The organism is Frigoribacterium sp. AC759 (assembly GCF_979256015.1).
Genome location: NZ_CEEDMT010000001.1, coordinates 52,532 through 76,107, shown reverse-complemented (window position 1 = coordinate 76,107; position 23,576 = coordinate 52,532). Strand labels below are relative to the sequence as shown.

The 23,576-nt window shown below is 72.7% G+C and carries 20 protein-coding genes; 7 read left to right on the top strand and 13 right to left on the bottom strand.

Annotation, left to right across the window (positions count from 1 at the left end; translation table 11 throughout):
- Nucleotides 1–3 precede the first annotated feature (3 nt).
- The 4 genes from rsmA to ACZ6JE_RS00310 all read right to left on the bottom strand — a co-directional run bounded on the left by rsmA (nucleotide 4) and on the right by ACZ6JE_RS00310 (nucleotide 4,493).
- On the bottom strand, nucleotides 4–879 hold the full coding sequence (gene rsmA / locus ACZ6JE_RS00325) for a 16S rRNA (adenine(1518)-N(6)/adenine(1519)-N(6))-dimethyltransferase RsmA (protein ID WP_320477068.1): 876 nt from the start codon (nucleotides 877–879) through the stop codon (nucleotides 4–6).
- A complete protein-coding gene (locus ACZ6JE_RS00320) occupies nucleotides 879–1,802 on the bottom strand; it encodes a TatD family hydrolase (RefSeq protein ID WP_320477103.1) in 924 nt (307 codons plus the stop codon). Before ACZ6JE_RS00320 ends, rsmA begins: the two co-directional genes overlap by 1 nt.
- A gap of 38 nt (nucleotides 1,803–1,840) precedes the next feature.
- A complete protein-coding gene (gene metG / locus ACZ6JE_RS00315; RefSeq protein ID WP_464317901.1) occupies nucleotides 1,841–3,409 on the bottom strand; it encodes a methionine--tRNA ligase in 1,569 nt (522 codons plus the stop codon).
- Nucleotides 3,410–3,506: 97 nt separating this feature from the next.
- Nucleotides 3,507–4,493 (bottom strand): NADP-dependent oxidoreductase, encoded by a 987-nt coding sequence (locus tag ACZ6JE_RS00310; protein WP_464317900.1) that lies wholly within the window; start codon nucleotides 4,491–4,493, stop codon nucleotides 3,507–3,509.
- A 183-nt stretch (nucleotides 4,494–4,676) separates the two neighbouring features.
- On the opposite strand from ACZ6JE_RS00310, the gene ACZ6JE_RS00305 reads away from it, so the two are divergent.
- Nucleotides 4,677–5,597 (top strand): hypothetical protein, encoded by a 921-nt coding sequence (locus ACZ6JE_RS00305; protein ID WP_464317899.1) that lies wholly within the window; start codon nucleotides 4,677–4,679, stop codon nucleotides 5,595–5,597.
- A 174-nt stretch (nucleotides 5,598–5,771) separates the two neighbouring features.
- Here ACZ6JE_RS00305 and rsmI read toward each other — a convergent pair whose 3' ends face one another.
- Nucleotides 5,772–6,632, bottom strand: coding sequence for a 16S rRNA (cytidine(1402)-2'-O)-methyltransferase (rsmI, locus tag ACZ6JE_RS00300; protein ID WP_320478580.1), 861 nt, complete (start codon nucleotides 6,630–6,632; stop codon nucleotides 5,772–5,774).
- A gap of 46 nt (nucleotides 6,633–6,678) precedes the next feature.
- Here rsmI and ACZ6JE_RS00295 point away from each other — a divergent pair, with 46 nt between their 5' ends.
- Entirely contained in the window at nucleotides 6,679–8,394 is a 1,716-nt protein-coding gene (locus ACZ6JE_RS00295) for a dolichyl-phosphate-mannose--protein mannosyltransferase (RefSeq protein ID WP_464317898.1), read from the top strand.
- A gap of 64 nt (nucleotides 8,395–8,458) precedes the next feature.
- Here ACZ6JE_RS00295 and ACZ6JE_RS00290 read toward each other — a convergent pair whose 3' ends face one another.
- Genes ACZ6JE_RS00290 through ACZ6JE_RS00280 form a run of 3 tightly spaced genes read right to left on the bottom strand, consistent with a single transcriptional unit; the run spans nucleotide 8,459 to nucleotide 11,218 of the window.
- The gene (locus tag ACZ6JE_RS00290; RefSeq protein WP_464317897.1) at nucleotides 8,459–9,397 is read right to left on the bottom strand and encodes a 3-oxoacyl-ACP synthase III family protein; all 939 of its coding nucleotides are present in this window, start codon (nucleotides 9,395–9,397) and stop codon (nucleotides 8,459–8,461) included.
- On the bottom strand, nucleotides 9,397–10,248 hold the full coding sequence (locus tag ACZ6JE_RS00285) for an MBL fold metallo-hydrolase (protein ID WP_464317896.1): 852 nt from the start codon (nucleotides 10,246–10,248) through the stop codon (nucleotides 9,397–9,399). Before ACZ6JE_RS00285 ends, ACZ6JE_RS00290 begins: the two co-directional genes overlap by 1 nt.
- Complete coding sequence (locus tag ACZ6JE_RS00280) at nucleotides 10,241–11,218, bottom strand: NAD-dependent epimerase/dehydratase family protein (protein ID WP_320478576.1); 978 nt, start codon at nucleotides 11,216–11,218, stop codon at nucleotides 10,241–10,243. Before ACZ6JE_RS00280 ends, ACZ6JE_RS00285 begins: the two co-directional genes overlap by 8 nt.
- A gap of 61 nt (nucleotides 11,219–11,279) precedes the next feature.
- On the opposite strand from ACZ6JE_RS00280, the gene ACZ6JE_RS00275 reads away from it, so the two are divergent.
- The 5 genes from ACZ6JE_RS00275 to ACZ6JE_RS00255 all read left to right on the top strand — a co-directional run bounded on the left by ACZ6JE_RS00275 (nucleotide 11,280) and on the right by ACZ6JE_RS00255 (nucleotide 15,880).
- Nucleotides 11,280–12,476 carry a glycosyltransferase gene (locus ACZ6JE_RS00275; protein WP_464317895.1) on the top strand — a complete coding sequence of 399 codons (1,197 nt, stop codon included), beginning with the start codon at nucleotides 11,280–11,282 and terminating at the stop codon, nucleotides 12,474–12,476.
- Nucleotides 12,477–12,592: 116 nt separating this feature from the next.
- A complete protein-coding gene (locus tag ACZ6JE_RS00270; protein WP_243216377.1) occupies nucleotides 12,593–13,885 on the top strand; it encodes an O-acetylhomoserine aminocarboxypropyltransferase/cysteine synthase family protein in 1,293 nt (430 codons plus the stop codon).
- A gap of 6 nt (nucleotides 13,886–13,891) precedes the next feature.
- Entirely contained in the window at nucleotides 13,892–14,473 is a 582-nt protein-coding gene (locus tag ACZ6JE_RS00265) for a CoA-binding protein (RefSeq protein ID WP_192059506.1), read from the top strand.
- 82 nt (nucleotides 14,474–14,555) lie between these two features.
- Nucleotides 14,556–15,428 (top strand): sulfurtransferase, encoded by an 873-nt coding sequence (locus tag ACZ6JE_RS00260; protein ID WP_464317894.1) that lies wholly within the window; start codon nucleotides 14,556–14,558, stop codon nucleotides 15,426–15,428.
- 74 nt (nucleotides 15,429–15,502) lie between these two features.
- Nucleotides 15,503–15,880, top strand: a complete 378-nt coding sequence (locus tag ACZ6JE_RS00255) for a hypothetical protein (RefSeq protein ID WP_464317893.1) — start codon at nucleotides 15,503–15,505, stop codon at nucleotides 15,878–15,880.
- Nucleotides 15,881–15,990: 110 nt separating this feature from the next.
- Here ACZ6JE_RS00255 and ACZ6JE_RS00250 read toward each other — a convergent pair whose 3' ends face one another.
- The 5 genes from ACZ6JE_RS00250 to ACZ6JE_RS00230 form a co-directional block, all read right to left on the bottom strand.
- On the bottom strand, nucleotides 15,991–17,982 hold the full coding sequence (locus ACZ6JE_RS00250) for a thioredoxin domain-containing protein (protein ID WP_464317892.1): 1,992 nt from the start codon (nucleotides 17,980–17,982) through the stop codon (nucleotides 15,991–15,993).
- A gap of 35 nt (nucleotides 17,983–18,017) precedes the next feature.
- Complete coding sequence (locus ACZ6JE_RS00245; RefSeq protein WP_464317891.1) at nucleotides 18,018–19,199, bottom strand: bifunctional 2-methylcitrate synthase/citrate synthase; 1,182 nt, start codon at nucleotides 19,197–19,199, stop codon at nucleotides 18,018–18,020.
- A 39-nt stretch (nucleotides 19,200–19,238) separates the two neighbouring features.
- Nucleotides 19,239–20,141, bottom strand: a complete 903-nt coding sequence (prpB, locus tag ACZ6JE_RS00240; RefSeq protein WP_464317890.1) for a methylisocitrate lyase — start codon at nucleotides 20,139–20,141, stop codon at nucleotides 19,239–19,241.
- On the bottom strand, nucleotides 20,141–21,712 hold the full coding sequence (locus ACZ6JE_RS00235) for an MmgE/PrpD family protein (protein ID WP_464318170.1): 1,572 nt from the start codon (nucleotides 21,710–21,712) through the stop codon (nucleotides 20,141–20,143). The genes prpB and ACZ6JE_RS00235 overlap by 1 nt, the downstream gene beginning before the upstream one ends.
- A 131-nt stretch (nucleotides 21,713–21,843) precedes the next feature.
- The gene (locus ACZ6JE_RS00230) at nucleotides 21,844–23,427 is read right to left on the bottom strand and encodes a long-chain-fatty-acid--CoA ligase (RefSeq protein WP_192059495.1); all 1,584 of its coding nucleotides are present in this window, start codon (nucleotides 23,425–23,427) and stop codon (nucleotides 21,844–21,846) included.
- Nucleotides 23,428–23,576: the final 149 nt, after the last annotated feature.

Below are 23,576 nucleotides of genomic sequence, written 5' to 3'. Positions count from 1 at the left end.
GGATCAGTCGGCGGCGACCCGCGACGTGGCCAGCAGCTCGACGTCGCTCGCCCGGGCGATGGCCAGGAAGTCGTCGACGGTGAGCTGCTCGCCGCGGATGGTCGGCGCGATGCCGGCCCGCTCGAGGGTCTCGGTCGCCGCGGCGGACGACCCGTAGAGGGACGACAGCGACTGCCGCATCATCTTGCGGCGCTGCTGGAAGGCCGCGTCGACGAGCGCGAACACCGCGAGGCGCTCGGTCTCGGAGCCACGGGGGGCGCGCCGGTCGAACGCGACCAGGATGCTGTCGACGTTGGGCACGGGCCAGAACACCTGCCGGCTCACCTGCCCCGCCGCTCGGAACTCGCCGTACCAGGCGGCCTTGATGCTCGGCGAGCCGTAGATCTTCGAGCCGGGCTCGGCGGCCAGGCGCAGACCGACCTCGGACTGCACCATGACGAGACCGTGCTGCAGGCTGTCGAAGTGCTCGAGGAAGTGCAGCAGCACCGGCACGCTGATGTTGTAGGGCAGGTTCGCGACGAGGTGGGTCGGTGCGACCGGCAGGGTCGTGACGCGCATGGCGTCGTCGACGATGACGGTGAGGTCGGCCGCCGGTTGCAGCATGCCGACGGTCTGCGGCAGCTGGGCGGCGAGACGCTTGTCGATCTCGACCGCGACGACCGAGCTGCCCGCCTCGAGCAGACCGAGGGTGAGCGAGCCGAGACCGGGGCCGATCTCGACGACCGACGTGCCGGCCGAGACGCCCGACGCGGTGACGATGCGCCGGACGGTGTTGGCGTCGTGGACGAAGTTCTGACCGAGCTTCTTGGTCGGCTGGATGCCGAGCATCTCGGCGAGATCGCGGATCTCGGCAGGGCCCAGGAGGGTCGCCCGTGCCATCAGGCGTCGACCGTGATCGGTTCGCTGTCCCAGGTGCCGTAGACCAGCTCGGTGTTCGACGAGATCTGTGCGGCGAGCATCGACACGTCGGTGCCGATGGTCTCGGCCATCGAGCGGAGGGTGAACGGCACCAGGTACGGCGCGTTCGGTCGACCCCGGTAGGGCACCGGGGTGAGGTAGGGGGCGTCGGTCTCGACCAGCAGCAGGTGCCGCGGCAGCTGGACGAGCGCGTCGCGGAGCGGCTGCGCGTTCGAGAAGGTCACCGTGCCGGAGAACGACGCGTACCAGCCGTTCTCGGTGAGGATGCTCGCGAGCTCGGTTCCGCCGCTGAAGCAGTGGAAGACCGTGCGCTCGGGGGCGCCCACCTCGAGCAGCAGGTCGACGACGTCGTCGTGCGCGTCGCGGTCGTGGATCTGCAGGGCGAGACCGTGACGCTTGGCGATCTCGATGTGCGCCCGGAACGAGTCGAGCTGGGCGGCCCGACCCTCGGGCCCGGTGCGGAAGAAGTCGAGCCCGGTCTCGCCGATGGCACGGACCCGGGGTCGTGCGGCGAGCTCGTCGATGACGGTCAGCGCCTCGTCGAGGCCACCCTCGGCGGCGAGGCGCGGGGCCTCGTTCGGATGCAGGGCGACCGCGGCGAGCACGCGCGGTTCGCGGGCCGCGATCTCGGCCGACCATCGTGAGGTCTCGACGTCGGTGCCGACCTGCACGACACCGCGGATGCCGACCGCCGACGCACGGTCGAGGTGCTCCCGGTAGTCGAGGGGGCCGCCGCCGGCCCCGGGCTCGCCCTGGCCGTCGGCGATCTCGAGATGCGTGTGGTTGTCGTACACCGGCACGACGAGTGGATTGGGAGGCGCCGGGTAGCTGAGGTCGCGCTTCTTGCCGCCGGACTCGGTGGAGGCGCGGTGCCGGACGTGCATCGGCGTCGCCTCGCCCGCGGGGTCGGCGCCCTGGCCGCTCACTTCGCGGGCTCCGGCTGCTCGATGCGCGGGAACAGCCCGGCGGCGAGCGGCTGCACCTCGGGTGCGCTCGACCACTCGGGTGCGCGGTCGACGGGCTGACTGGTCAGCTCGCCCTGGCCGATGCTCTGCCACAGCGTGGTCGTGGCGGTGGGGATGAACGACGACAGCAGCACGGTGAGGGTGCCGAGACCGCGCAGCGAGGTGGCCAGCACCGTCGCGAGCCGCTCGCGCTTCGTCTCGTCTTTGGCCAGCGCCCAGGGCTCCTGCTCGGTGATGTAGCCGTTGAGGGTGTCGACGAGCTCCCAGATGGACGAGAGGGCCTCGTTGATCGCGAATCGGTCGATCGCCGCGTCGGCGGCGGCCGTCACGCGGACCTCGGTCTCGCGGACGACCAGGTCGGCTTCGGTCGGCTCGCCCGCGAGCGGGACCGTGCCGTCGAAGTAACGCGTGATCATGGCCACGACGCGAGACGCGAGGTTGCCGAAGCCGTTCGCCAGCTCGGCCTGGTACCGGGCCGAGATGTCCTCCCAGCTGAAGTTGCCGTCTTGCCCGAAGGTGATGGCGCGCATGAAGTAGTAGCGGAACGCGTCGGAGCCGAAGACGTCCGTGATCTGCTGCGGGGCGATGCCCGTCAGCTTCGACTTCGACATCTTCTCGCCGCCGACCAGCAGCCAGCCGTGACCGAAGACGTTCTTCGGCACGGGCAGACCTGCCGCCATGAGCATGGCGGGCCAGATGACGGCGTGGAACCGCGCGATGTCCTTGCCGACCAGCTGGACGGCCGGCCAGCGGCGATCGAACTCGTCGTCGTCGACGCCGTAGCCGATCGCGGTGATGTAGTTCAGCAGCGCGTCGAACCAGACGTAGACGACGTGCTTCTCGTCCCACGGGACCTTGACGCCCCAGTCGAAGCTCTGCCGCGAGATCGAGAGGTCGCGGAGACCCTGCTTGACGAACTGCACGATCTCGTTGCGGACCGTGTCGGGCTGCACGAAGTCGGGCTGCTGCTCGTAGAGGTCGAGCAGACGCTGCTCGAAGTCGCTCATGCGGAAGAAGTAGTTGCTCTCTTGGAGCAGCTCGACCGGCTTCGAGTGGATCGCGCAGACCTGCTGACCCTCGAACGGACCGGTGCCGTCGACGAGGTCGCCGGGCTGCTTGTACTCTTCGCAGCCGACGCAGTAGAAGCCCTCGAACTCGCCCTGGTAGATGAAGCCGTCGTCGTGGAGCTTCTGCAGGAAGGTCTGGACGCCCTTCTCGTGCCGCGCGTCGGTGGTGCGGATGAAGTCGTCGTTGCGGATGTCGACGGTCTGGAGGAGGGGCTTCCAGGATTCGGTGACGAGCTTGTCGGCCCACTCCTGAGGGGTCACGCCGTTGCTGGTGGCCGTGCGGAGGATCTTCTGACCGTGCTCGTCCGTGCCCGTCAGCAGCCAGGCGTCGTCACCCCGCTGCCGGTGCCACCGGGCGAGCACGTCGGCTGCGACCTCGGTGTACGCGTGACCGATGTGCGGCACGTCGTTGACGTAGAAGATGGGCGTTGCGATGAAGAAGGAGTCGCCGGCGGGCATGGGGACCATCTTAGGTGCGGGCACCGACGGCGCGACGCGACCCGCGCCTCCTCGGCTCCGGTCGTCGAAGCCGGGGAGGCGCGGGTCGGCCGATCGATCAGGTCGCCTGGTCGGACCCCTCGTCCGTCCCGGCCCGCTCGCCCTCGCGCTCGCCCGGGTACTCGACGACGTCCATGCCGAGCACGTACTTGCCCCGGGCGTGGCCGTCCTCCAGGTCGCGATAGGCGCTCCTCACCTCGTCGATCGGGAAGACGCCGTCGATGGGCACCGTGATCTTCGCCTCGGAGATCAGCCCCAGCAGCTCGGTCAGCACCGCCTGCGTCGTGGCCTGGGCGCTGCCCTCGGCCTTCACCCCGTGCCGCTCGACCGCGTCGAAGTCGGCGATCGTGTCGATCCGCTGGGGCGCGACCCCGAGCTCGAGCGCGTACTCGACGTTCCCGTGCCCGTAGCAGTCGATGAACGCGTCGACGCCGTCCGGCGCGGCCGCGCGGATCCGCTCGACGACGCCCTCGCCGTACTCGACGGGGATGACGCCGAGACTGCGGAGGAAGTCGTGGTTCTGCTCGCTCGCCGTGCCGATCACGGTGAGACCGCCGAGCACGGCCAGCTGCGAGACGAGCACGCCGACGCCGCCGGCTGCTGCCGAGACGGCGATCGTGTCGCCCTCGGTGGCCTGCACGGCCCGCAGCGCGGCGAACGCCGTGGGGCCCGTGACGCTGATGCTGCCGGCCGTCTCCCACCCGATGCCGTCCGGCTTCCGCACCAGCTGATCGCTCGGCACGACGACGAACTCGGCGTGCGACGACCTGGTCGCCCAGCCGACGACCTCGTCACCCGGCGACCACTCGTCGACGCCCTCGCCGACCTCGTCGACGATGCCGGCGAAGTCGGTCCCCTGCCCCGACGGGAACGCCGCCGGGAACACGTCGTGCAGCAGACCCGCCCGGATCGCCGCCTCACCGGGGTTCAGCCCGGCGGCCTTCACGGCGACGACGACCTGCCCGGGGCCGGCCTGCGGCTTCGCGATCTCGACGACCCTCAGCTCGTCGATGTCGCCGTAGTTCTCGAACCGGACCGCCTTCATGCCGTACTCCTCGCTCTGCCGCGCACGCCCCGTGCAGACGCGCCGTGCTTCGAGCTTGCACCCCCGCGCGGGGGTCGGGGCCGGTTCGGGCCGCGGGCTCGGTGCGCTCGCGTGCTCGCGTGCTCGCGCGTGAAAGGGGTTCGGCGGGTTCCTGTCATCGGCGGCGCGCGGCACGGTGCCGTGATGGACCCGGCCACGACAACCCTCCTGACGACCGCACAGCTCACGAGACGCGGTTGCGATCGGAACGCGCAGCACCGCCTCGTCGAGTCCGGTCGTCTCGCCCGGATCGCACCCGCCGTCTTCGTCGAGATGGACGACTGGAACCTCCTCGACGACCGAGGGCGAGCGGTGGTCCGCACCCGGGGAGTCGCGCTCACCCGACCCAGACCTCTGGTGGTGAGTCATCTGACGGCGGCTCTGCTGCACGGCCTCCCGATCGTCGGCGGGCTGCCGCCCCGCGTCGACAGTCTCCGGTCCGACGTGAGCGGCGGCAGATCGGAGGCGTCCATCCGGGCCCATCGTTCGGGTGCCCTTCCCGCGACGGTCGAGATCATGGGCATCCAGGTGACGACCCTGCCCCGCACACTCATCGACGTCGCTCTCACGAGCCCTCTGGTGGTGGCGGTTCCGATGCTCGATCATTCGCTCCACACGGCGAGCTGCACGCTCGACGAGTTGCGGGACGAGTGGGCACCACGACGAACGCACCCTTCGGCGCGGCGCGCAGGGGCAGGACTCGACCTGGCGACCCCGCTGTCGGAGTCTCCCCTCGAGTCGATTCTCCAAGTCCGGCTCTTCGAAGGCGGCTGGGTGCGACCGAGACAGCAGGTGAGACTGCCCCTCCTCCGTGGCGGAAACGCCTTCGTCGACTGCCTCTTCGACGACCAGCGACTCGTCGTGGAGGCGGACGGCCGGTTCAAGTACGGTCCCGTGGCCGGACTCCTGACCGGAGACGAGCTGTGGAGGGAGAAGCAGCGTGAAGACGATCTCCGAGAGCAGGGTTTCGACTTCCGCCGCCCCACCTGGGACCGGGTCTGGCGACGGGCCGCCTTCGAGTCGATGATGCAGGGCACTCGCGCGCCACGCGTGGATCGAGGTTGATGAGTGCGCGGAGTCGGTGCGGCGGGTTCGTGTCACCAGCGGCGGGTCAGCGCTGACCCGCCACCGATGACGGGAACCCGCCGAACCGTGCCAGGACCGCGCGCGGGCGGCGAGCGGGCAGGGCGGCGAGCGGGCGGCGAGCGGGCGGGGCGGCGAGCGAGCGAGCGGGGCCGCCTACGGGCGATCGGGCCCGGGGACGGCACCGGGCGCGGGGCGCGGCGGGCGGGCGGCGAGCGCGGCCTGGTACAGGTCGCGGCGAGAGAGACCCGTGGCCGCCGCGACGTCGGTGGTGGCCTCTTTCAGGCGGACGCCGTCGGCGACGAGCGCCTGCACCTGCGCCAGCCCGGCCGCGAGGTCCACGACGCGCTCGGGCGCCCCCTCGACGACGATGCAGATCTCGCCGCGCACACCGTCGGCGGCCCAGGAGGCGAGTTCGGCGGCGGTGCCGCGCCGCACCTCCTCGTGCATCTTCGTCAGCTCGCGGCAGACCACGGCGCGACGGTCGGCGCCCATCGCGGTGGCGAGATCGGCGAGCGAGTCGGTGAGACGGTGGGGCGATTCGAAGAAGACCATCGTGCGGCGCTCGTCGGCGAGCGCACCGAGCACCCGCAGGCGGTCGCCCTGCTTGCGGGGCAGGAACCCCTCGAAGCTGAACCGGTCGGTGGGCAGGCCCGAGACGGCGAGCGCGGTGAGCACGGCCGACGGGCCGGGGATCGCCGTGACGGTGACGCCCGCGGCGGCGGCGGCCTCGACGAGGGGGAACCCGGGGTCGCTGATCGCGGGCATGCCGGCGTCGGTCAGCACGACGACGTCGGCGGTGCGGGCGAGTTCGACGACCTCGCCCGCCTTCTCGCGTTCGTTGTGCTCGTGCAGGGCGATCAGCCGCGGGCGGTTCTCGACGCCGAGGGCTCGCATCAGGTGGATCGCCGTGCGGGTGTCCTCTGCAGCGACCACCTCGGCGTTCGACAGCGTCTCGATGAGGCGTCGCGAGGCGTCGCCGAGGTTTCCGATGGGGGTGGCGGCGAGCACGATCACCCGACCATTGTCCCCCGGGAGCCCCGTCGCTCATTACGATGGCCCGATGACGACCCCGCCCGAGCGCGCCTCCGACGCGCTCGTCGAGGCACGGGTCGACGCACGGGTCGAGGCACGGGTCGACGGTCGGGACGCCGAGGAGGCGCGGGTCGACTCCCCCACGCCGGCTCACGCCGACTCGTCTACGCACCAGGGCCGGCCCGCGATGACCCGCCTCGACGCCTGGTGGGGTCGCCTGCTCTCGACCCCCGCGCGTCGGCGGGCCTGGGCGTGGGGCGGCCCGATCGCCGTCACCCTGCTCGCGGCGGTGCTGCGGCTCTGGCACCTCGGCCGGCCCGGCTCGCTGGTCTTCGACGAGACCTACTACGTCAAAGACGCGTGGACGCTGCACAACCTCGGCTACGAGGCCGCCTGGCCCGCCGACTACGACGCGACGTTCGCCGCGGGCGGCGCCGACGGCTTCACGACCGACCCGTCGTTCGTGGCGCACCCGCCGCTCGGCAAATGGCTGATCAGCCTGGGCATGGCGGCGCTCGGCCCGGACGACCCGGCGGGCTGGCGGCTCAGCACGGCCGTCGTCGGGATCCTCGCCGTCGCGCTCGTCGCCGTGATCGGCTCGCTCCTGCTGCGCTCGACCCTCGTCGGCACCCTCGCCGGGTTCCTGCTCGCCATCGACGGGCACGCGATCGTCATGTCGCGGGTGTCGCTGCTCGACAACTTCGTGATGTTCTTCGGCCTGCTGGCCTTTGGAGCGGTGCTGCTCGACCGGCGGTGGACGTCGCGCCGACTCGACGACTGGGTGACGAGGAGGCGCGGCGCCGGTCACGATCTCGCCTGGGGCCCGGCGATCTGGTCGCGTCCGTGGCTGCTGGCCGCCGGGCTGCTCTGCGGTCTCGCGACGGGCGTCAAGTGGAACGGCCTGTACTTCCTGGCCGTCTTCGCCGTCTACACCGTGGTCGTCGACGTGCTGGCCCGCCGACGTGCGGGGGTCGAGTTCTGGCTGACGGGCACCCTGTGGAAGCAGACCCCCGTGAGCTTCCTCCTCACGGTGCCGATCGCCCTCGTCGCGTACGTCGCCACCTGGACGGGCTGGTTCGTCACCGGCGGCGGCTACTACCGCAGCTGGGTCGAGGAGGGCGGGCAGCGCTGGACGGGCGCGCTCGCATGGGTCCCCGACGTGGTGCAGAACTTCTGGCACTACGAGGCCGGCGTCTACGCCTTCAACGTCGGGCTCGCCACCCCGCACTCGTACCAGGCGAACCCGTTCACCTGGCTGCTGATGCTGCGGCCGACGAGCATGTACTACCAGGGGTTCGACCAGGGTCAGGGCGGCTGCGAGGTCGCGCGCTGCGGCGAGGCGATCACCTCGGTGGCGAACCCGGTCATCTGGTACGCGGCCGTGGCGGCCTGTCTCTACCTGGTCTACCGGGTCGTCCGCCATCGCGAGTGGCGCTACGGGGCGATCCTCGTCGGCGTCGCGGCCGGCTACCTGCCCTGGCTGGCCTTCTCCGACCGCACGGTCTTCCAGTTCTACACGATCGCGTTCGAGCCCTACCTCGTGCTCGGGCTCGCCGCCGTGCTCGGCATCATCCTCGGGCGGCGCACCGATCACATCGACCGCCGGCGCAGCGGCATCGCCGTGACGGCCATCGTGCTCGTGGCCGCCGTGGCCGCGACCGTCTTCTTCTACCCGCTGTGGACGGCCCAGCTGGCCGACTGGGAGTTCATCCGCATCCACTACTGGATCCCCAGCTGGAAGTGACACCGCGCCTCCTCGGCTCAGGAGGCGCGGGTCGGCCGGCATCCGTCGCCCGGCGACCCGGACGCTACAGCCGCAGGGCCAGCGCGTTCGCCGTCAACCCGGCGGCGGTGCCGCAGAGCACCACGGTGTCGCCCGGTCCGACCCGACCGTCGTCGAGGCAGCGCGCCAACGTGTACGGCACCGAGGCGGAGACCATGTTCCCGTACTCGGCGACCGCGTCGACGAATGAGCCGACGGGCATTCCGAGTCGGCGCATCGCGATGCCGAGGGCCCCGCTGGCCTGGTGCGGCACGACGAGGTCGACGTCGTCGATGGTGAGCCCGGAGCGCTCCCAGAAGCGCTCGAAGAACCCGGGCAGCACGGTCAGCATGCCGCGGAGCGCCCGCCGGCCGTCCATGTCGAAGAGGTAGTCGGCCGGATCCCCGCCGGCGTAAGCGCTCGAGGGGTGCCGCGAGAGACCGCCGCGCAGCTCGGTGTCGTGGGCGTGCGCGGGCCAGGTCTGCTGCAGGGTCGCGAGGACCCCCTGCCCCGGGTGGTCGCCCCGGGTCAGCACGACCGCGGCGGCGGCGTCGGAGAACAGCTCGTGACTCTCGCGCTGGGACGGGTCGAGGAACCGGCTGCCGACGTCGCCCGAGACGACCAGCACGTGCTCGTGGTCGCCGTCGGCGAGGTACCGCGAGGCGACGTCGAGCGCGGTGATGAAGCTCGTGCACGTCGAGTTGACGTCGAACGCCGCCGCCCGGGCGCCCGGCGCGACCCGCTCCATCACGAGCGCCGCCGTGCACGGGATCGGCTGGACCCCGGCCGCGCAGGCCGCGATCACGCAGTCGAGGTCGTCGGGCGCGAGACCGGCGCTCGCGAGCGCGCGCTCGGCCGCCGTCTGCAGCATGTCGAGCTGCGAGACGTCGTCGTCGATCCGGTAGCGGGTCTGGGTGCCGAAGCGGACGACGCGGTCGGGCAGCCACGTGCCCCAGCCGGCGATCCTGAGGGTCTTCACGGGCATCACTCGGCACCTCGTCGGTCGTACGGAGCGTGCGGGTCGGGCGACTCGCTCGGGTCTCGCGGCTCGTGCGGGGCGAGCAGGTCGACCCCGAGCGGATGCCGGTCGTGACTGAACAGGAGGCGCACCCCGCCCCGTTCGGCGGCGAGCAGCCGGGCGGCGGTCGCGGCCTGGGCGTCGAGATCGTGCGCGACCAGGCGGGGCAGGCGGCGCATCCGAGGCTCCTGCCCGAGCAGGTCGCGCCCCCAGGCGGCGTCGCCGGCGAGCAGCACCCGCTGCTCGACCAGGGCCCCGAGGTGCCCGTCGGCGTGACCCGGGAGGTCGACGAGCTCGTACGACCCGTCGCCGAACAGATCGTGCGTCCGCAGCCCGTGCGGCCCGGTCTCGAAGTCGGAGACGACCAGCAGCCGGGCGTCGGGCCACCACGACGGCAGCAGGCGCCGCAGCACGCCGTCGCGCAGTCGGGGCGCCGCGAGCGTCCGTCGCAGACCCTCGCCGAGCACCACGGTCGCACCGGGGAACGCCCCGAGACCCCCGAGGTGGTCGGGGTGCAGGTGCGAGAGCACCACGTGGGTCACCTCGGCGGGGTCGATCTGCTCGGCGATCGTCGCCCCCGGGGGCACCCGGGGCGGAAGCAGACGGCGGTAGGCCCACGCGGCGGCGCCGGCGCGCCAGGGCAGGGCGGCGTAACCCGTGTCGAAGAGCACCCGCCGGTCGCCCGACGTCCAGAGGAAGGCGCCCGACGGGAACACCCGGCGCTCGCGGCGGTGACCGCGCACCAGCTGGCCGACGTCGTGCGAGGTGTCGCCGCAGGCGAAGCACTCGAGGCGCGACGAGGCCGCCCGGTCAGACACGGGCGCCGCGATCGCCCGCGTAGCCCGCGAGACTCTCGTCGAGCGACACCACGGGTTCGTAGCCGAGCAGCTCTCGGGCCTTCGAGATGTCGAGCGTCTGCGAGTGCGCGATGGTGGTGATCGTGTAGCGCGTCATCGGGGGCTCCGGCCGCCCGGGCAGGGCGCCGCAGACGACCTCGAGCAGACCGGCGAGCGCGTAGGCGGCACGCGCCGGGACCCGCCGGGGCCGGAGCGGCAGCCCGAGCCCGGTCAGCAGCTGCTCGAGCAGCTCGCCGAACGGGCGCGGGTCTCCGTTGGTGATGTTGAAGACCTCGCCGGCCGCGCGGGGCTCGGTCGCCGCGAGCCGCACGGCGAGCGCCACGTTCTCGACCGACGTGAGATCGACGAGCCCCCGACCGCCGCGCAGCAGGGGCACCCCGACCCGGGAGTGGACCCGCAGGAGGCGCGGCACGAGACTCGGATCGCCGGGCCCGACGATGCCACGCGGGCGGAGCACGACGACCTCGGGTGCGTCCGACCCGGCCACCGCCTCCTGCAGGAGGGCCTCGGCCTGCAGCTTCGAGCGGATGTAGTGGTTCATGGGGCGACGCGGGTCGACCTCGTGCTCGCGGATGCCGACCCGGTCCCGCGGTGCGGCGTAGATGCCCGGGGACGACACGTGGACGATGCGGCGAGCACCGACGCGACGGGCGTAGTCGAGCACCCGGGCGGTGCCCTCGACGTTGGCGTGCTCGAACTCGGACCAGCGACCCCACGGCGACGACAGCGCGGCGCAGTGCACGACCACGTCGGCGGGCACGTCGGCCCGCCCGAGGTCGTCGAGGTCGCCCACGAAGACGGGGCCGCCCGGGGGCAGCGCGTCGGCTCGGCGACCCGCTGCGACGACCCGCCACCCGTGCGCGCGGAGGTCCCGCACGACGTGCCCGCCGAGGAACCCGCTCGCACCCGTCACCAACGCCGTCTCCCCCATGACGCGATCCTAGGGCCAGGTGGACGGACGGGTCTCCCCCCGCGCTCCCTATGATCGACGCGTGCACATCGCCCTCGTCACGGACTACTACGCCCCGACGCTCGGCGGCGTCCAGACAGCCGTGCGGGCCCTCGCCGAGTCGCTCCGTGCCGCCGGTCACGAGGCGACCGTCTTCTGCCCGCTCGCCGGCCCGTCGCCCGACGAGGGGGTGGTGGCCCTGCCCGTCTCGGGGTCGTTCCGCCCCGACGGCTATCCGTTCGCCTGGTCGCCCCGTCGCGTGACGGCCGCGCTGCGCGACGAGTTCGCCCGTCGCGGAGTCGACGTGGTGCACACCCACTCCGAGATGTTCGCGGCGCTCGGCGGCATCCGCGCGGCCGGCGACCTGGGCCTCCCCGTCGTGCATACGATGCACGGCCGCGTCGACGTCTACACGGCGTCGACCCTGCCCCTGCCCGGTGTCACGACCGCCCTGCTCGCCCGCCTGCACGCGCGGCAGGTCAGCCACGCCGGTCTCCGCGTCCAGGGAGGCACTCCTTACACGGCGACCGCCACCGCCCGACGGATGTGGCGGCTCATGCTGGCGCAGTCGCGGGCCAGCGATCACGTCGTCGTCCCGTCGTCCCACTTCGCCCGCAAGCTCGCCGACCAGGGCGTCCAGACGCCGATGACGGTGGTGTCCAACGGCCTCGAGGAGGCGGTGGCCGCGACCGCAGGCACCACGCCGCCTCGGCGACTGGCCGACGGGGAGACCCTGCGCGTCGTCTGGGTCGGCAGACTCTCGCCCGAGAAGCGCCCCGAGGTGCTGCTCGCGGCCGCGCGGGAGTTCGGGCCGCGGGTGTCGGTCGACGTCTACGGCGACGGCGGCGCGCGCCGGTCGCTCGAGCGGGCGGGCGCCCCGGTGACGTTCCACGGCGCGGTGACGCATGCGAGCGTGCTCGAGGCGATGCGGTCGGGTCATGTGCTCGTCTCGAGCTCGTACGACTTCGACAACCAGCCGATGGTCGCTCTCGAGGCGACCGCGACCGGCCTCCCCGTGGTCTACTGCGACCCCGATCTGGCCGAGGTGGTGCCCGACGGCGGAGGGTTCCTCACGCCGACGCCCGACGCCGCGGGGCTCGTCGCGACCATCGCGCGCCTCCTCGGCGACCCGGAGCTGCTGACGAGCGCCAGCGAGGCCCAGCTGCGCGCCGGTCCGGTGGTGGCGCAGAGCGCCGAGCCGATGCTCGAGGTGTACCGGTCGGTGCTCGGGTCGCGCTGAGGGGCCGCGGCGCCCCGGCGCCTCGACCCCTCCCCAGGGCAGGAGGCGCGGGTCGCCATGTGTAGTTCTGTTACCTCCCCGGTCGCCCCGTGACGACCAGCGGCTAGCGTTGGCGCATGGCAGATCGTGAGTACGGCTTCCGCACGCGGGCGATCCACGCGGGCAACATCCCCGATGCGGTGACGGGCTCGCGGGCCCTCCCCATCTACCAGTCGAGCGCGTTCGTGTTCGACGACACGGAGGACGCCGCGGCGCGGTTCGCCCTGCAGAAGTACGGCAACATCTACAGCCGTCTCGCGAACCCGACCACGGCCTCGTTCGAAGAGCGCATCGCCAGCCTCGAGGGCGGCCTGGGCGCCGTCGCGACGTCGAGCGGACTCAGCGCGCAGTTCATCACCTTCGCCTCGCTCGCCGGGGCCGGCGACCACATCGTCGCGAGCGCGAACCTCTACGGGGGCTCGATCACCCAGCTCGACGTGACCCTCCGCCGGTTCGGCGTCGAGACGACGTTCGTCCAGTCGAGCGACCCGGTCGACTACGCCGCCGCGATCCGTCCCGAGACGAAGCTCGTGTTCGTCGAGACGGTCGCGAACCCGTCGGGCGAGATCGCCGACCTCGAGGGTCTCGCCGAGGTCGCGCACGCGGCCGGCGTGCCGCTGATCGTCGACTCGACCATCTCGACCCCGTACCTGAACCGCCCCATCGAGTGGGGCGCCGACGTCGTCATCCACTCGGCGACGAAGTTCCTCGGCGGGCACGGCACCACGCTCGGCGGCGTCGTCGTCGAGTCGGGGCGCTTCGCGTGGGACACCGAGCGGTTCCCGTTGTTCGACCAGCCCGTGCCGAGCTACGGCGGGCTGAACTGGTCGGGCAACTTCGGCGAGTACGCGTTCCTGACCCGCCTCCGCGCCGAGCAGCTGCGCGACATCGGCCCCGCCCTCGCACCGCACTCGGCCTGGCTGCTCGCCCAGGGCGTCGAGACCCTGCCGTTCCGGATGCGCGCCCACGTCGAGAACGCCCGTCACGTCGCCGAGTGGCTCGACGCCGACCCGCGCATCGAGCGGGTGCGCTGGGCCGGTCTGCCCGATCACCCGCACCACGACCGGGCGGCGAAGTACCTGCCGGAGGGGCCCGGCTCGGTGTTCACCTTCGAGCTCAAGGGCGGGCGCGCCGCCGGGCGGACCTTCATCGAGTCGGTCGAGCTGGCCAGCCACCTCGCCAACATCGGCGACGCGAAGACCCTCGTCATCCACCCGGGCTCGACCACGCACGCCCAGCTGAGCGAGCAGCAGCTCGTCGACGCGGGGGTGCTGCCGGGGTCGGTGCGCATCAGCGTCGGCATCGAAGACCCGGACGACATCGTCCACGACCTCGACCAGGCGCTCAGCGCCGCGACGAAGGGCGAGTGACCCGCCATGACCTCAGCACCCACCGCCGAGACCGTCACCACGCAGCTGACCAACGGCCTGACCTGCGAGCTGCCGGCGTCGTCGCCTCTGGCGAAGCTCCTGAAGTCGCAGCGGACCTGGGTCGGGCCGGGGGCGCGTGAGCGTCAGGCGATCCTCCGCGGGGCGTCGAGCGTCGCCATCGTCGGGGCGTCGCCGAACCCCGCGCGCTCGAGCTACTTCGTCGGCACCTACCTGCAGCAGTCGAGCGACCTGCGGGTGTACTTCGTCAACCCGAACGCCGACACGATCCTCGGGCAGAAGGCCTACCCCGACCTCGCGTCGCTGCCCGAGGTGCCCGACATCGTCGACGTGTTCCGCAAGGCGAGCGACATCCCCTCGGTCGTCGACGACGTGCTCGCGAGCGGTGCGAAGACGATCTGGGTGCAGCTCGGCATCTACAACGAGGAGGCCGCGCGGTACGCCGAAGAGCAGGGGCTGACGGTCGTCATGGACCGCTGCATCAAGGTCGAGCACGCGCGGTTCCACGGCGGGCTCAACCTCATGGGCTTCGACACCGGCGTCATCTCGGCCAAGAAGACCGGCCGCTGACGCGCCGGGCGGGCGGGCGGCGCGTGACGCCGTGTTGCCCGCCTCCTGCCGGATGTCGGTCGTGGTGGCTACCGTGGGGGCCATGCCTCCCGTGCTGACCTCGCCTCTCGTCTCGACCCAGTGGCTCGCCGACCACCTGGGCGCCGACGACATGGTCGTGGTCGACACCACCGTCCGGCCCGTGGCGGGTGTCGACGGCACCCCGACGGGCCGCTACATAACGGGTCGCGAGGGTCACCGGGCCGGCCACGTGCCCGGTGCCGTGTTCGCCGACCTCATCCGCGACTTCAGCGACGCCGACGCGCATCTGCCGTTCACCCGCCCCGGCCGGTCGCGCTTCGAAGACGCCGCCGGCGCGCTCGGCATCTCGAACGAGACGACCGTGGTCGTCTACGACGACGCGCACAGCGAGTGGGCCTGCCGTCTCTGGTGGCTCTTCCGGGCGTACGGGTACGACGACGTGGCGGTGCTCGACGGCGGCGCCTCCGTCTGGCGCGACGAGCGGCGGCCCGTCGAGCGCGGGCACGTCGAGCCCGAGCCCGCGCTGTTCGAGGCGAGCGAGCGACCCGATCTCTGGGTCGACAAGGCGTTCGTCGAGCGCGTGGTGGCCGGCGACGAGAAGGCGGCGCTCGTCTGCGCGTCACCGACGGCCGAGTTCGCCGGTGTCGAGGGGCGGCGCCCGCGACTCGGGCACATCCCCACGAGCGTCTCCGTGCCGGTCGACCGCGTCGTCGACGCCGACCGCCAGTTCCGCCCCGAGCGCGTCATCGAATCCGTGTTCGCCCCGGTGGCGAGCGCCGACCGTGTCGTCGTCTACTGCGGGGCCGGCATCGACGCGAGCGCCGACGCCTTCGCTCTGACGCTGATCGGCGAGCGCAACGTCGCCCTGTACGACGGTTCGCTGAACGAGTGGTCGGCCGACGCCGACACCCCGCTCGAGTCGCTCGCCGCCTGACGCGGCCCGCGCCCCGGTGCTCGACCGATCGGGCGCACATGTCGCGCGCACCTCCACGGCGTACGGTGCCGCGCATGCACGATGACGAGCACGACACCCAGCCCAACGGCGCCCAGCCCGGCGCCGACCAAGCCAGCGACACGCAGGCCGGCGACTCGAGCAGCGACTCGACCGGCAGCACGTCGCCGGCCGCCGACGGCACGACGGAGAATGACGACCCGACGGCGGACTTCCCGCGCAGCGAGAAGACGACGGCCGAGATGCAGCGGTCGGCCACGGCCGACTCCCCCGCCGTCGACGACGACACCGACCTCGACGCGATCAAGAGCCTCCCCGGCGAGGGCGGACCGGACGACGTCGGCGACATCGAGGTCGACCCGGCCGATCTGAATCTCTCGGGCGATTCGATCCCCGGTCACCCCAAGCCCGGCCCGCCGAAGCCGCGCCCGTAAGGAACCCTCCTCAGCGGCAACAGCAGCAGCGGCCGCACCGGCACGGCCCCTGATCGCGACGTGCCCGAGACACCGCCGAACACGACGGGTCCCGGGCACGTCGCGTCATGTCAGGCCTGTGCGAGTTCGCGATCCAGCGATGCGACGTCGGTCACGGGCAGTCGGCAGACGAAGTCACGGCAGACGTAGGCCGTCGCGAGCGACGTCTCGGACGTGGGCCCGGGCGTCGAGCGGCGCCCGGCGAAGAGCTCGAACCCGGCCTCGGCGAAGGCCCGCGCCGAGGAGTCGTCGACGACGGCCACCACGAGCCCGGGTGCGACCTCGCTCCTGACCCGCGCCGCGAGTGCGCGTACCTCCGTGCCGGCACCCGTATCGGCAGCCGCGTCGGGCACCACGACCACGACCTGCGTCGCCCCCGCGGCGAGGTCGGCCAGCAGGCCGAACGTCGTGCCGTACGCCGACGGCGAGTCGACGGCAGCGGCGGCGGCGGGGGCCAGCGCGAGCTCCGCGGCGGTCCGGTAGCGCGCCTCCCCGGTGAGGCGATGCAGGGTCGACGCCGCCGTCGCGAGCGACGCGACACCCGAGGGGTACGCGCCCTCCGACGGGTCGGTCACGAGCGCCGTCCCCTGCGCCTGCAGCACGGGGTCGCCCCCGCCGGGAGCCTCGAACACCGGGCCGTCGGCACCCGCCGCACCCGCGCCTCCTCCGCCGCCCCGCCCCGCGTCGAGGCACAGGTCGACGAGCCGTCGCGCCTCGACGGCGTAGCGCGGCTCCCCGGTCGCGAGGGCGAGCTGCAGCAGACCCTCGGCGAGCATCCCGTAGTCCTCGAGGGCGGCCGACGCGCGCGACACCCCGGACGACGTGGAGGCGCGCAGCAGTCGCCCCTCGGCCGTGACGTGCTCGGCGAGCAGCAGGTCGGCCGCTCCGCGTGCGGCGGCGATCCACTCGGGGTGGTCGAGTCGCCACCCCGCCTCCGCCAGTGCGGCGACGGCGAGGCCGTTCCAGCCGGTGAGGACCTTGTCGTCGACGGGCGGCGCCTCCTGCCGCGCCCGCCCGGCCGCGTCGAGCAGGTAGTAGCCGCCCTCGACGCGGCGGCCGTCGATCGTGCTCTCGCTGTCCTGCGCCGACCCGAAGCCCCCGCGCGCGGTGCGCAGCCGCTCGAGCAGGAACGTCGCGACGCCCTCTGCCGCCTCGCGCGACCCCGCGCCACGGTCGAGCACCGCCGCCCGCGAGTACGCCGTCAGCAGCAGCGCGTTGTCGTAGAGCATCCGCTCGTAGTGCGGGTCGGCCCAGTCGTGTCGCGTCGAGTACCGGAAGAACCCGCCCTCGACGGCGTCGCGGAGGGGCGACGCCGCCATGGCCCGCAGCGTGCGCGACGCGAGCCCCGCGGCCGCCGGGTCTCCCCCGGCCCCGAGCGTCAGCAGCGCCAGCTGCAGCGGCGCGGTGGGGAACTTCGGCGCCCCGCCCAGCCCGCCGTGCTCGGTGTCCTCGAACGGGACGAGCCGACCGGCCGCCGCCCGCAGGGACTCCATCGTGGGCAGTGCGATCGGCGCCGGCCCCGCGGTCGGCGAGACGACCCCGTCGACGACCGCAGAAGGCGCGGCTCGGCCGACCAGCGCCTCCTGGACCGCCCGGCCGGTCGCCTCCACCTCGCCGCGCCGCTCGCGCCACGCCTCGGCGACCGCGTCGAGCACCTGGCCGAACGCCGGATGCTCGCCGACCGGGGTCGGCGGGTAGTACGTGCCCGCGTAGAAGACGCGCCCCTCGGGGGTCGCGAAGGCGGTGAGCGGCCAGCCGAGACTCGGCGTGAAGGCCGACGCGGCGGCGAGGTAGCTCGAGTCGACGTCGGGGTGCTCTTCGCGATCGACCTTGACCGCGACGAACCGGTCGTTCAGCGTCGCGGCCAGCACGGGGTCGGAGAAGCTCTCGCGCGCCATCACATGGCACCAGTGGCAGGTCGAGTAGCCGATCGAGACGAGCACGGGCACGTCGCGACGGGCGGCCTCGGCGAAGGCCTCGGGCCCCCACGGACGCCAGTCGACGGGGTTCTCGGCGTGCGAGCGGAGGTACGGGCTGACGGCGTCGGCGAGGCGGTTGGTCATGCCGCCCACGGTAGGCGGCGGCGACGTCCCGTGGTTCAGCCGCGGGGCGGCACGTCGCGCAGTTCGACCCCGTCGTAGTGGCTCAGCGGCCTGATCAGCGAGTTCGCCTCGCGCTGCTCGATCACGTGGGCGCTCCAGCCGAGCACCCGTGCGGCGACGAACAGCGGCGTGAACACCGACGTGTCGAAGCCCATCAGGTGATAGGCCAGCCCCGACGGGTAGTCGACGTTCGGCTTCAGGTCCTTCCGTTCGAGCACTCCGGCGGCGAGCGCCTCGTAGGTCGCGGCGAGATCGCCGACGCGGTCGTCTCCGGAGGCGCGGGCCCGGTCGACGAGGCCGGCCAGCGCCTCCTCCATGGTCGGCACCCGGCTGTCGCCGTTCTTGTACACCCGGTGACCGAAGCCCATGATCTTCTCGTGCCGGGCGAAGGCCCCGTCGAGCCAGGCGCCCGCGCCCGCGGCGCCCCCGTCGTCGGTCACCCGGGCCAGCAGCTCGAGGGCCGCCTCGTTCGCGCCGCCGTGCAGCGGCCCCTTCAGGGCGCCGATGGCGCCGACCACCGACGAGTGCAGATCGGAGAGCGTCGAGGCGATCACCCGCGCCGTGAACGTCGAGGCGTTGAACGAGTGCTCGGCGTAGAGCACCATCGACGTGTCGAAGGCGTCGACGTCGAGCGGGTCGGCCTCGCGTCCGAACACCTGGTGGAGGAAGTCGGCGCTGTAGCCGAGGTCGTCGCGCGGGGCGATCGGGGGCAGATCGTGGCGTCGGCGCTGGTCGTAGGCGATGACGGCGGGCAGCACGGCGAACAGGCGGGTGGCGAGTCGTCGCGTCGCGGCGGCGTCGTACTCGCCCGGCGCGGTGCTCGACTCGGGCTGGGCCGCGCCGATGGCGCTGACGGCGGTCCGCACGACGTCCATCGGGTGCGCCGACGTCGGGATGAGATCGATCACGTGCAGGAGGCCCGGTGCCAGCGGGCGGGCGGCCCGCAGCTCGGCGTCGAAGGCGGCCCGTTCGGCGGCGGTCGGCAGTTCGCCGTGCAGCAGCAGGTAGGCGACGTCCTCGATGTCGCGCTCGGCGGCGAGCTGCTGCACGGGGTACCCCCGGTAGAGCAGCGAGTTGCTCGCCGCGTCGACCTTCGAGACCGCGGTGCGATCGACGACGACGCCGGCCAGCCCCTTGTGCAGCTCGACGGGCGGGTCGGTCGTGATGGTGTCGGTCATGGTCACTCCTTCGTGATCGGGTGTGCGTGCGAGGCGCGGTCAGCGCTCCACGGTGAAGTCGAAGACGCCCGAGTCGAACGCCGAATAGCCCCGGTAGTCGATCAGGTCGTAGAGATCGGTGCGGTGCTGCATGGAATCGAGCAGCGCCTCCTGGGTCCCCGCCGAGTCGATCTCGTCGAGCCCGCGGGCCGCCGCGCCCATGGCGAGCCGCAGCAGCGTCACGGGGTAGATGACGATCCGCACGCCGGCGTCGCGCAGCTCGTCGGCCGTGTGCAGGCGTCCCTTGCCGAACTCCGTCATGTTGGCCAGCACGGGCACGTCGACGGCCCGGGCGATCGCCTCGAACTCGTCGAGACCGGTCATCGCCTCGGGGAACACCGCGTCGGCGCCCGCGTCGACGAGCGCCCTCGCCCGGTCGACGGCCGCCGCCAGCCCGTCGATCGCCCGCACGTCGGTGCGCGCCATGATCAGCAGATCGGGGTCGCGTCGCCCGTCGGCCGCGGCACGGATCCGCTTCAGCGCGGTGTCGAGGTTGACCACCGCCTTGCCGTCGAGATGACCGCAGCGTTTGGGGTTGACCTGGTCCTCGATGTGCAGACCGGCGACCCCGGCATCCTCCATCGTCTGCACGGTGCGGGCGACGTTCATCGGCTCGCCGAAACCCGTGTCGGCGTCGACGAGCGTCGGCAGATCGGTCATCCGGGCGATCTGGTGCGCCCGCTGGGCCACCTCGGTCAGGGTCGTGAGGCCGATGTCGGGCAGCCCGAGATCGGCGCTGACGACGGCCCCCGAGACGTAGACGCCCTCGAAGCCCTTCTGCTCGATCAGGCGCGCGCTCAGCGGGTTGAAGGCGCCGGGGAGGCGCAGCAGCTCGTCGGTGTCGTCGAGTCGGGCCCGGAGGCGGCGGCGCTTCTCGGCCGGCGTCAGCGTCGAGTACAGCATCAGAACAGCCCGTCCGGCAGGGCCTCGTCGGCCGATCGGAGCGACCCGGGAGGCGCGGTGAGGGTGAGGGTCTGCAGCTCGCCGGCCCGCAGCTCGGGCAGGCGCTGCGCCACGTCGAGGAACCTCTCGATCTCGGCCGGGTCGAGCACCCCGTCGGCGAGGGTGCGGAACTTCCGCACGTAGTCGTCGCGACCGAAGGGCCGGGCGCCGAGCGGGTGGGCGTCCGCGACGGCGATCTCGTCGACGAGACGGCGGCCGTCGACGAACGTGACCTCGAGGCGACCGCCGAAGGCCTTCTCGGCGGGGTCGATCGAGTGGTACCGGCGGGTCCACTCGGCGTCCTCCGCGGTGGTGATGCGACGCCAGAGGGCGACCGTGTCGGGGCGTGCGGCGCGCTCGGGCGCGTAGCTGCGCTCGTGGTGCCACTCGCCGTCCTGGAGGGCGACGGCGACGATGTACGGGATCGAGTGGTCGAGCGTCTCGCGGCTGGCGGTCGGGTCGTACTTCTGCGGATCCCCCGCGCCCGAGCCGATCACGACGTGCGTGTGGTGACTGGTGTGCAGCACGATCGACTCGACGGCGGCGGGGTCGCGCAGCTCGGGATGCTCGCGACCGAGTCGGCGGGCGAGGTCGATCCAGGCCTGCGCCTGGTACTCGGCGCTGTGCTCCTTCGTGTAGCTGTCGAGGATGGCGCGCTTCGACTCGCCGGGGCCGGGCAGCGGCACCCGGTAGTGCGCGTCGGGGCCGTCGAGCAGCCAGGCGATGACGCCGTCCTCGCCCTCGTAGATCGGGCTGGGGCTCGTCTGACCGCGCAAGGCCCGGTCGACGGCCTCGACGGCCTGCTTGCCGGCGAATGCCGGGGCGTAGGCCTTCCAGGTCGAGATGAGGCCCTTGCGCGACTGACGCGTCGCCGTGGTGGTGTGCAGGGCCTGCGCGATCGCCTGAGCCGTCGTCTCGGCGTCCAGTCCGAGCAGCGCGCCGATGCCGCCCGCGGCGCTCGGGCCGAGGTGCGCGACGTGGTCGATCTTGTGGGCGTGCAGGCTGATCGCCTTGACGAGGTCGATCTGCAGCTCGTAGCCGGCGGCCAGACCGCGCACCAGCTGCTCGCCCGTCGCGCCGACGTGCTGGGCCACGGCGAGCACCGGCGGGATGTTGTCGCCCGGGTGCGAGTACTCGGCGGCGAGGAACGTGTCGTGGAAGTCGAGCTCGCGCACGGCCACGCCGTTCGCCCACGCGGCCCACTCGGGCTGCACGCGGGTCGCCGGGTCGAGGCCGACGACGGTGGCGCCCTCGCGACCGCGACCGGCGGTGCCCGGTCGACCCGCGCCTCCTCGGCCATCGGCGGGGGTCTGCAGGCGCGCCGCGGCCTGCGCTCGGGCGGCCGCCACGGGGGCCCGGCCGAGACTGGCAGCCGAGACGGCGGCGTTGTCGATGACCCGGTTGACGACCATGTCGACGACGTCGGCGTCGACGGCCACGGGGTCGAGGGCGACCGCGGCCAGCTTCGCGGCCAGCTCGTCGGCCCGGGCGAGCGGGTCGTCGGAACGGTGGACGTGCACGTCGTTGAGCATCACGCCCTCGACTCTAGGCGCGACGGGCCGCATCGCGCGACGGCCGTCGCCCCCAGGAGGCGCCGGTCGCCCTCAGGAGGCGCGGGTCGGCCTCAGGAGGCACGGGTCGGCTCACGAGGCGCCGGTCGCCCTCAGGAGGCGCGGGTCGGCTCCGCCACGCCGAACCGCTCGACGAGCGCCCGCTTGAGGATCTTGCCGCTCGGGCCGAGCGGAAGGGAGTCGACGACGTGCACCACGCGCGGGAACTTGTACGCCGCGATCGCGTCGGACACGAAGGTGACGAGCTCGGCGGGCTCGACCGTGGCGCCCTCGCGCAGCACGACGGCCGCCTCGATCTCCTGACCGTGCATCTCGTGCGGCACGCCGAAGACCGCCGCCATGGTCACGTCGGGGTGCTTGGCCAGCACCTCCTCGACCTGGCGGGGGTACACGTTGTACCCGTTGCGGATGATCATGTCCTTCGTGCGGTCGACGATGGTGAGGTAGCCGTCGTCGTCCTTGGTGCCGAGGTCGCCGGTGCGGAACCAGCCGTCGACGATCGCCTCGGCGGTGTCCTCGGGCCGGTTCAGGTAGCCGTTCATCAGGTTGTGGCCGCGGATGACCAGCTCGCCGATCTCGCCGTGCGGCAGCAGGGCGATCGAGTCGGTGACGGCGGGGTCGGCGATCTCGACGTCGACACCCCAGATCGGCGTGCCGATGGTGCCGGGCCGCGGAGTGCGACCGACGTGGTTGAAGGTCGCGACGGGCGACGTCTCGGTCAGCCCGTACCCCTCGTGCAGCGGGGCGCCGAAGACCTGCTCGAACCGCTCGAGGACGGCCAGGGGCAGCGAGGCCCCGCCCGAGACGGCGTAGCGGAGGCGCGGTCTGCCCTCCGAGCGCGTGGCCGCGTCGAGCAGGGCCATGTACATCGTGGGGACGCCCATGAAGATCGCGCAGTCGTGCTCGACCATGGCGGCGAGGGCCGCGTCGCCGTCGAAGCGCGGCAGCATGACGATCGTCGCGCCGGCGCGCAGCCCGGTGTTCATGGTGCAGGTCTGACCGAAGGTGTGGAACAGCGGGAGCGCGCCGAGCAGCACGTCGCCGCGCCGCATGTCGAAGGTGCTCATCAGGTTCGTGTTGACCTGCTCGATCAGGGCGAAGTGCGACCCCTCGGCGCCCTTCGGCTGACCGGTCGTGCCGCTCGTGTAGAGGATCGTCGCGGTGTCGAACGGGTCGCGGGGCACGTACGTGTCGAGCGGCTCGGCGGCCTCGGCGAGCGCCTCGAGCCGGTCGTGCCCGGTGCCGTGCGGGTCGACGGAGGTGCCCGGGGCGAGCACCGTGACGACGTCGACGCCGGCCAGGGAGGCGCCGGCGGCGCCCTCGGCGAGCAGCGGGGCCGCGCAGACCAGGATCGTCGCGCCGCTGTCGCGCAGCACGTACTCGATCTCGTGCCGTTTGAGCAGCGCGTGGACGGGGACCGCGACGGCGCCGAGGGCGAGCGTCGCGTAGTAGACGCGGGGGAAGTCGGCGACGTTGGGCACGAGCATGGCGACGCGGTCGCCCTCGTGCACGCCCTTGGCGCGGAGTGCGCCCGCGTAGGCGAGGGTCTGCTGCCAGAGCTGCGCGTAGGAGGTGCGCTCGGCTCCCACGATGACGGCGATGTCGTCGGCGAATCGGGTGGCCGATTCGGCCAGGATCGCGGCGACCGACGCGGTCGCGCGAGAGGGGGTGCTCATGTTCGGGTGTTCTCCGTCTCCGTTGACGAGTAATGCTCGCAGGATAGTACGCCGCCTCGCCAGACCCCCACCCGGGGTCCATCGACCCGTGCCGCCTCGGCGGGGTCGCCCCTGGGGAGGACGACCGGCCCCCCGCACCAGGGGAGGGC